The organism is Streptococcus suis, from assembly GCF_002964045.1.
In the GTDB taxonomy this organism is placed as follows: domain Bacteria; phylum Bacillota; class Bacilli; order Lactobacillales; family Streptococcaceae; genus Streptococcus; species Streptococcus suis_U.
Genome location: NZ_POPB01000429.1, coordinates 1 through 9,123, shown reverse-complemented (window position 1 = coordinate 9,123; position 9,123 = coordinate 1). Strand labels below are relative to the sequence as shown.

The 9,123-nt window shown below is 40.4% G+C and carries 10 protein-coding genes; 2 read left to right on the top strand and 8 right to left on the bottom strand.

What is annotated here, in order from left to right; all coding sequences use genetic code 11:
• Positions 1-137 precede the first annotated feature (137 nt).
• From C1E99_RS11015 to C1E99_RS10980, 8 genes are all read right to left on the bottom strand, one after another.
• Positions 138-1,091 (bottom strand): ABC transporter permease, encoded by a 954-nt coding sequence (locus C1E99_RS11015; RefSeq protein ID WP_105107893.1) that lies wholly within the window; start codon positions 1,089-1,091, stop codon positions 138-140.
• Between the two features lies 1 nt (position 1,092).
• The gene (locus C1E99_RS11010; RefSeq protein ID WP_105207572.1) at positions 1,093-2,154 is read right to left on the bottom strand and encodes an ABC transporter permease; all 1,062 of its coding nucleotides are present in this window, start codon (positions 2,152-2,154) and stop codon (positions 1,093-1,095) included.
• On the bottom strand, positions 2,147-3,682 hold the full coding sequence (locus tag C1E99_RS11005; protein ID WP_105207571.1) for an ABC transporter ATP-binding protein: 1,536 nt from the start codon (positions 3,680-3,682) through the stop codon (positions 2,147-2,149). The genes C1E99_RS11010 and C1E99_RS11005 overlap by 8 nt, the downstream gene beginning before the upstream one ends.
• A gap of 135 nt (positions 3,683-3,817) precedes the next feature.
• Complete coding sequence (locus tag C1E99_RS11000; protein WP_105207570.1) at positions 3,818-4,882, bottom strand: BMP family lipoprotein; 1,065 nt, start codon at positions 4,880-4,882, stop codon at positions 3,818-3,820.
• 81 nt (positions 4,883-4,963) lie between these two features.
• Complete coding sequence (locus C1E99_RS10995) at positions 4,964-5,353, bottom strand: cytidine deaminase (protein WP_105107897.1); 390 nt, start codon at positions 5,351-5,353, stop codon at positions 4,964-4,966.
• Positions 5,340-6,002: a deoxyribose-phosphate aldolase gene (deoC, locus tag C1E99_RS10990; protein ID WP_105207569.1), complete on the bottom strand. Its 663-nt coding sequence runs from the start codon at positions 6,000-6,002 to the stop codon at positions 5,340-5,342. Before deoC ends, C1E99_RS10995 begins: the two co-directional genes overlap by 14 nt.
• A gap of 15 nt (positions 6,003-6,017) precedes the next feature.
• Positions 6,018-7,295, bottom strand: a complete 1,278-nt coding sequence (locus C1E99_RS10985; protein ID WP_105207568.1) for a pyrimidine-nucleoside phosphorylase — start codon at positions 7,293-7,295, stop codon at positions 6,018-6,020.
• Positions 7,292-7,882 (bottom strand): class I SAM-dependent methyltransferase, encoded by a 591-nt coding sequence (locus C1E99_RS10980; protein ID WP_105207567.1) that lies wholly within the window; start codon positions 7,880-7,882, stop codon positions 7,292-7,294. The genes C1E99_RS10985 and C1E99_RS10980 overlap by 4 nt, the downstream gene beginning before the upstream one ends.
• Positions 7,883-7,993: 111 nt before the next feature.
• On the opposite strand from C1E99_RS10980, the gene coaA reads away from it, so the two are divergent.
• Complete coding sequence (gene coaA, locus C1E99_RS10975; protein WP_105207566.1) at positions 7,994-8,914, top strand: type I pantothenate kinase; 921 nt, start codon at positions 7,994-7,996, stop codon at positions 8,912-8,914.
• Between the two features lie 58 nt (positions 8,915-8,972).
• Positions 8,973-9,123: 30S ribosomal protein S20 (gene rpsT, locus C1E99_RS10970; protein ID WP_161941788.1), on the top strand; the 151-nt coding region annotated here is incomplete at its 3' end.

Below are 9,123 nucleotides of genomic sequence, written 5' to 3'. Positions count from 1 at the left end.
TTTTTCTTTGTGTAGCATAGGAGAACCTCATAAGTCCTTTTTCTTATATTATACTCCTAAATACGAAGAAAAGCCCTTAGAAAATCAATTCTAAGGACTTTGTCTTCAGTCTGAAACAACCCATCGGGGTTGTTTTTTTACTTCGATTTGATATAGTTGACGCCGTCGGCTTTTGGTGCGACTGCTTTTCCGAAGAAGGCAGAGAGGGCAACTACTGTGATAAGATATGGGGCGATTTGAAGATAGACGGTTGGGATATCTTTCAAACCCGGAAGCTGACTTCCAACTACTGCCAAACTTTGAGATAAACCAAAGAAGAGACTGGCTAACATTGCACCAATTGGATTCCACTTACCGAAGATAACTGCAGCCAAGGCAATGAAACCTGAACCAACAATGGTTGTTGCAGAGAAGTTGATGTTTACTGATTGGGCACTTACGGCACCACCAACACCACCAAGGAATCCTGCAATCAATACCCCAGCAGAACGCATTGCATAAACATTGATACCAAGCGTGTCAGCTGCTTGAGGATGTTCACCAACTGAACGAAGACGAAGACCAAACTTTGTCTTATAAAGAATGAACCAAGCTAAGAATGCTGTGGCAATAGCAACATAACCCATCAAACTAGTATTCTTGAAGAAAATATCTCCTATAACAGGAATATCTGCTAAGATAGGGAATGAAAACTTACCAAATGACTGAGTGATACTATCTGTTTGACCCTTGTTGTAAATAACTTTTACAAGGAAGACACCCAAGGCTGGTGCTAAGAGGTTCAATACCGTACCAGATACAACGTGGTCCGCACGGAGATAGATGGTAGCTATGGCATGAATAGCTGCAAATAGGACACCTGCTAGACCTCCAACAAGAATGGCTAGCAATGGAGTTGTTTTACCGAATGTTTCAGCAAACTCAATATTGAAGACAACGCCGGCAAAGGCCCCAATCACCATGATCCCCTCCAAACCAACGTTAACAATACCGCCACGTTCAGAAAAGACACCACCAAGACTTGTAAAAATCAAAGGTGCTGAGTAAATCAACATCTGCGAAATGAGTAAGGCAAGAATTGAAATATTCATCTTATTTCGCTCCTTTCGCTTTATTTTTGGCTTTAAGCAACTGCTCAAAGATAAATTTCACACCAATAAAGAAGATGATAGACGCTGTAACAACGTTGATCAATTCAGGTGGAATTTGGGCACGAACCATACCTGGTGCACCAACAGAAAGGACACCAAAGAGGAAAGCCGCCAATGGAATACCCAGTGGTGAGTTTGAAGCCAAGAGGGCAACAGACATACCATTGAAACCAATATCCAAGTTACCACTTTGAATATAGACATTTTGGAAGGTTCCAAGACCTTGAATTGCACCCGCAAGACCTGCAAGAGCTCCAGAAATTACCATAGAAAGGATGATAGTACGTTTAGCTGACATACCAGCATAATCAGATGCAGTTGGATTCAAACCAACTGAACGAATTTCAAAACCAAGGGTTGTCTTGGTCAATAGGAACCAAATGACAAAAACAGCAATGACTGCAAAGAAGATCCCCAAATTCATACGAGAATTATCTGTCAATGCACGCAACCACTCCATTTGATAAGAAGCGTTGGCTGAGACGTTGATGGTCGAATCCGTATTCTTCATCAAATCATCTGCAAAAACTTCACGTATGATATAGTTACATGAGTAAAGCAAGATGTAGTTCATCATAATTGTGACGATAACTTCACTGGTACCAAGATAAGCACGTAAAATACCCGGAATAGAACCAGCAATACCACCAGCAATCATGGCAATGATAACTGTAGCTAAAATCAAGATTGGACGTGGCATATCAGGATTGGACAAGGCGAACCAACCTGCAAACACCCAACCAACGTATGCCTGACCAGGCAAACCAACGTTGAAGAAACCAGCTCGGCTTGCTACCGCAAAACCAAGAGCGGTAAAGATAAGCGGTGCCATAGCACGGAAGATTTCTCCGATTGATTTCACATTACCAAATGCTGAATAAAATAGTTCTTCATAACCCCAAATTGGGTCGTAACCGAAGATAAGCATGATGATGGCCCCTAACAATAGTCCTGAAACTACTGCCAATAATGGAATTGCCACATTGTGATATTTCTTAGGCATGACTATCCCCCTTCTCTAATTTACCACCTGCCATTAAGACACCAAGTTCCTGCTTATTTGTTGTTGCGGGATCTACGATACCATGAATAGTACCGTCGTGAATAACAGCAATACGGTCTGAAACATCCAAAATTTCATCCAACTCAAAGCTGACAACAAGCACAGCCTTGCCCTTGTCACGCTCTGCAATCAAACGTTTACGAATGTATTCGATAGCACCAACGTCCAAACCACGAGTTGGTTGGCTCACGATGAGAAGATCTGGGTTACGGTCAATTTCACGGGCGATAATGGCTTTCTGCTGGTTACCACCTGACAAGGCCTTAGAAGGAACTAACTCACTAGCACCACGCACATCGAACTCTTCCATTAGCTGACGTGCCTTTTCATTGATAATATTGTAATTCAGAATACCATTCTTAGAGTTTGGCTCTTTATAGTATGTCTGCAAAGCAATATTTTCTGCAACAGACATTTGCAATACCAAGCCATCACGGTGACGGTCTTCAGGAACGTGGCTGACCTGCATCTCAGTGATTTTGCGAGGTGTTTTACCAACAACTTCCTCACCCTTGATGGTAATGGAACCTGATTTAACCTTACGCAAACCTGTAATGGCTTGGATAAGCTCACTCTGTCCATTTCCATCAATACCAGCAATACCAACTACTTCTCCAGCTCGAACTTCAAGATTAAGTCCTTTAACTGCCGGGATGCCACGGTTTTCGTTTACTACCAAATCCTTGATAGAAAGGATAACTTCTTTAGGATTTGAAGCAATTTTCTCAGTTTTGAAGGAAACAGAACGTCCAACCATCCACTCCGCCAAATCTTCGTTGGTTGCACCTGCTACATCTACTGTTTCAATGGATTTACCACGGCGAATAACTGTAACACGGTTGGCAACCGCACGGATTTCATCCAATTTGTGAGTGATTAGAATGATAGACTTGCCTTCTTCAATCAATTTCTTCATGATTTTAAGAAGCTCTGCTATTTCCGCAGGTGTCAAAACAGCTGTCGGTTCATCGAAAATTAAGAGATCTGCACCCCGGTAGAGGGTTTTCAAAATTTCTACACGTTGTTGTGCTCCGACAGAAATATCTGCTACTTTTGCTGTCGGGTCGACTTCAAGACCATACCGTTCTGACAACTCCTTGATTTCAGCAATGGCTTTTTTGAGGTCAATCACACCAGCTTTAGTCGTTTCAGAACCGAGAATGATATTCTCTGCCACTGTGAAGGCATCAACCAGCATAAAGTGTTGGTGAACCATACCAATACCAAGATGCGCTGCTTTAGAAGGTGAGTCAATCGTTACAACCTCACCATTAATTGCAATTTCTCCACTAGTCGGCACTAAAAGACCTGCCAACATATTCATAAGAGTCGATTTACCCGCACCATTCTCACCAAGTAGTGCATGGATTTCACCCCGTTTGACATTTAAATTGATGTGGTCATTTGCTACAAATTCACCAAAAATCTTAGTGATATTGCGCATTTCAATGACATTATCCCTAGTCATAATCTACTTCCTTTCTGACTATCATTTTTGTCAGTAAAACCTACCAAATTTTGATAGGCTTTACTGAGAAAAATCTCAGCTCCGAAAAGGGCGACCGATTTCGGCCGCCGATTCGGAAAATTCTTTGTTAAAAGATTATTTTTCTGGAGTTTCAGGAACTTCAACCTTACCGTCAATGATTGCTTGTTTTGCTTCTGCTACAGCTTTTGAAGCATCTTCTGAAAGGTTAGTTTCAGCCAATTCTACACCTTTGTCTTTCAATGAGAATTGAACTACAGTACCGCCAGGGAATTCTCCTGCAACAGCTTTAGTTGCGATGTCTTTTACAGCATTACCAACTTCTTTGATTGTAGAAGCCAATACGAAGTTAGTAGCTTTACCGTCTTTAGATGTGTACTCACCTTCTGCTGATTGGTCACGGTCAACACCGATAACCCAAACTTTGTCAGCTTCGTTACGAGTTTCGTTTTCAGCTTTCGCAGCCGCAAATACACCGTTACCTGTACCACCTGAAGCATGGAAAATAATATCTGCTCCAGCAGCATATTGTGCAGCAGCAAGTGTTTGTCCCTTAGCAGCATCACCGAAAGAACCAGCGTAGTCAACTGTTACTTTGATATCTGGATTAACAGATTTTGCACCTGCTACGAAACCAGCTTCAAAGCGGTCGATTACGACACCTTCCATACCACCGATGAAACCTACGTGGTTAGATTTTGTTGACTTAGCCGCTGCAACACCTGCCAAGTATGAAGCTTGGTGGTCAGCAAAACCAACGCTCACAACGTTATCAAGATCTGGCACTACTGAGTCAACAATTACATAATGTGTATCTGTGTGGTTTGGTGCAACTTCAGCAATTGCTGATTCCAAGGCGAAACCGATACCGAATACTAGATTGTAACCACCTGAAACAGCTGAATCTAGGTTTGTGACATAGTCAGATTCACTTGCAGATTGGAAATAGTCATAGCCATTACCTTTTTCAAATCCTTGTTCCTCACCCCATGCAGTAAGACCTTCCCAAGCTGATTGGTTAAATGAACGGTCATCAACACCACCAATGTCAGTAACGATTGCAGCTTTTACTGAAGATGAAGCTGAATCTGATGATGAGTTATTTGAAGTACGGCTACCGCAGGCAGCTAGAGTAAGTGCTGCTAAAGATACAACACCCAAGCCAACAAGTTTCTTGTTCATTTCTGAACCCTCCTAAAAAATTCTTTGGCAACAAAAAGTTGCAGTGATGAAATGATACAGCCTAAAGACTGCTTTACAAACCTATTTTAAGTCTGTAAAAGAATACGGAAGTAATTCCCCGACTGTCATCTCGACTGTCGATTTATCTTTAGCGACTAGAGTCACTTTTAGATCCTGTTCAAAAAATTCTGCCATCACCTGACGGCAAGCTCCGCAAGGAGATACTGGTTTTTCTGTTTCACCGTAAACAACCAGCTCTGAAAAGTCTGTTACGCCTTCTGAGACTGCCTTAAAAATAGCTGTTCGTTCACCACAGTTGGTCAGGCCAAAGCTGGCATTTTCAATATTTACCCCTGTAAATACTTGACCATCTTTAGCAACTAGTACTGCTCCAATTGGAAAACGAGAGTAGGGGACATAGGCATTTTTACTAACTTCAACAGATAAATCAATTAAATCAGTAGTCGCCATCCGACTTTTCTCCTTTCATGATTGCAACGCCAGATGATGCACCAATACGACTTGCACCAGCTTCGATAAAGGCAATAGCATCTTCGTATGAACGTGCACCACCTGATGCTTTAACCCCCATATCAGGTCCAACAGTTTTTCTCATTAGGGCTACATCTGCCACAGTAGCACCACCAGTTGAGAAACCAGTCGAAGTTTTGACGAAATCGGCACCTGCTTCTTTTGATAATTGGCAAGCTTTTACTTTTTCCTCTTCTGTCAACAGACAGGTTTCGATAATGACTTTGACAAGTTTATCGCCACTCGCTTCGACAACTGCTTTAATATCTTCTAAAACAAGGTCATAATTTTTATCTTTTAAGGCACCAATATTGATGACCATGTCGATTTCATCAGCACCGTTTTCAATGGCATCTTTTGTCTCAAAGGCTTTGACAGCTGGTGTATTAGCTCCTAGGGGGAAGCCGATAACAGTACATACCTTAACATCAGTACCTTTCAAGCCTTCTGCAGCAAATGATACCCAGGTTGGGTTGATACAAACACTTGCAAAGTCATATTCTTTAGCTTCTTCTAGCACCTTTGCAACTTGTTCTTTTGTAGTTTCAGGTTTAAGAACTGTATGATCGATAAATTTATTTAATTTCATTATTTTCTCCGTACATTACGAAATAATCTCAATGATTTCTTTCGTTTTTACACTATCTTTATCTATTTTAACATTTTTCTTGAAATTTGTAAGCATATTTTCCGAAATATTTTCATTTGCGTAAATTGTTGCTACGGTTTCTCCTTTGGAAACTGGCTCTCCAACTTTTTTATGGAAAACAATTCCGGTCTCGTAATCCAAATCGTCTGTTTTTACAGCACGACCTGCTCCAATTCTCATAGCGAATAAACCAAATTCCAAGGCTGGCAAACCAACAATGTAGCCATCTTCATCTGCCAAGACATCTACTTGATGTGAAACCTGAACTGGACGATACATGTCTTCCAAGTCACCACCTTGTGCGACAACCATCTCTTCAAATTTCTTGAGGGCAGCTCCGTTTTCGATATGTTGGCGCACTTCTTCCACTGTCTTTTCAACATTTGCCAAACCAAGCATGATTTGAGCCAATTCACAGATGAATTCTGTCACATCTTCTCTGCCATTGCCCTTTAGAATGTCGATAGCTTCTAGAATTTCCAAACGGTTTCCGATGGAAGTACCTACCGGTTGGGACATGTCTGTCAAGACAGCTACTGTCTTGCGACCTACAGCTTTTCCAAGGTCGACCATTGTTCGAGCAAGAACACGCGCATCTTCGATATTTTTCATGAAGGCACCCTCACCAACCGTTACATCAAGAAGGATGGCATCCGCACCAGCCGCAATCTTTTTAGACATAACCGAACTTGCAATCAGCGGAATAATATCCACCGTGGCAGTCACATCACGCAGGGCATAGAGCAATTTATCTGCCTTAACCAGATTATCCGATTGACCGATAACAGCCACACCCGTTTCTTGAACTTGTTTGATAAAGTCTTCTTGACTCACTTCGATTTGGTATCCCTTGATTGATTCTAGTTTATCAAGTGTACCACCTGTATGCCCCAATCCTCGACCACTCATCTTAGCAACAGGAACACCAAAACTTGCTACAAGTGGTGCCAAAATCAAGGTAACCTTATCGCCTACACCACCAGTTGAGTGCTTATCAACCTTAACACCCGCAATCGCTGAAAGGTCAATTTCCTCACCCGAATGCACCATAGCCATGGTCAAATCTGAAATCTCCCTTGTAGACATTCCTTTAAAGTAGATAGCCATAGCCAAAGCTGACATTTGGTAATCTGGAACGGTACCATCTACATAGCCAGCAATTAACCACTGGATTTCCTCAGTAGTTAATTCCAAGCCGTCACGTTTTTTCTGAATTAAATCAACTGCTCTCATTCTTTCACACTTTCAAGGATATAGTATCCCTTATCTTTTTTAATAATCTGGCAATTTCCAAATACTTCTTCCATTCGTTTTTTGGCACTTGGTGCCCCTTGTTTCTTCTGGATGACAATGGTTAAGCTCCCGCCGTCAACCAAATGTTCCTTGGCACCTGTAATCACTTCATGAACAACCGATTTACCAGCTCGAATAGGAGGATTAGAAATCACATAATCAAAACTGCCCTCAACTGCTTCATAGACATCTGATTGGAAAATAGTCGCAGAAACACCATTTTTCTCGGCATTTTTTTCTGCCAACTCTAAAGCTCTGCTATTGACATCAATCAAGGTAACATTTAGGTCATAGACTTTTGCTAAGGTCAATCCCAGAGGTCCGTAGCCACAACCTACATCCAATAGAGTCTTCCCCTTCGCAACATCAAGGGACTTTAAAAGCACCTGACTTCCATAATCAACCATTTTCTTACTAAATACACCAGCATCTGTTAAGAAAGACATCTGAGTATCTAGTAAGCTGACACGGATTTCATGAATATCATGTGCTACACTTGGATTTTTTTCATAATACATATTAGACATGTTTTAATTATAACATTTATTAAAAACGTTTTCAATAGTTTTTATCTATCAGAAAATATGTTAAAATGTATCCACTATGTAAAACGCTTACTTAATTAGAAAGAATAAACTATGAAAAATGAATTTTTAAATTTTGAGGAAATCGACCGTAAATCCTGGCAACAACTTCATAAAAAGACAACAATACCTTTAAGTCAAGATGAATTGAACTCCATTAAGAGTTTTAATGACCGAGTTCAGCTACATGAAGTATCAGATATTTATCTTCCCCTTGTGAATCTTATTCACATTTACCGAAAAGCCAGAAAGGATTTAAACTTTACAAAAAGTTTATTTTTGCAGAAATCTCTTAAATCCCAACCATTCATTATCGGAATTTCTGGAAGTGTGGCTGTTGGAAAATCAACCACTAGTCGTTTACTTCAAATTTTGATCGCTCGAACCTTTAAACACTCGAAGGTTGAGTTGGTGACAACAGATGGATTCCTCTTTCCTAATTCTATTTTGGAAGAACGTCAATTATTGGATAAAAAAGGTTTTCCTGAATCCTATGACATGGAAAAATTAATTGGTTTTCTTGATAGGATAAAAAATGGCTATGATTGTAACATCCCTGTCTATTCACATGAAATTTATGATATTGTTCCTGACCAGACGCAAGAAATAACAGCTCCAGACTTTCTCATTGTCGAGGGGATCAATGTATTTCAAAATCCACAAAACCAACGACTTTATGTCAGCGATTATTTCGACTTGTCTATATACGTTGATGCCGATGTGGAGCATATTGAAACTTGGTATTTGGAACGTTTTCAAAAATTATTAACACTAGCTAAAAATGACCCTAGCAACTACTACCATCGTTTTACACGGATGACCTATCCTGAAATTATCGCCATTGCACAAAATACCTGGAAGAATATCAATCTCGCTAACCTAGAAAAATATATCGAGCCAACGAGAAACAGAGCCGACATCATACTTCATAAAGCTGAAAACCATGAGATTGATAAAATTTATCTAAAAAAATAATTTTCACTTGTCAAATCAAGTCTTTTCAGATATAATGGTATAGTTAGTACAAGAAAGGGTGGAGGTGAAACCATTGGCAAACATTAAGTCAGCTATCAAACGCGCTGAATTGAACGTTAAACAAAACGAGAAAAACTCAGCACAAAAATCAGCTATGCGTACTGCAATCAAAGCATTTGAAGCTAACCCATCTGAAGAGCTTTTCCGTG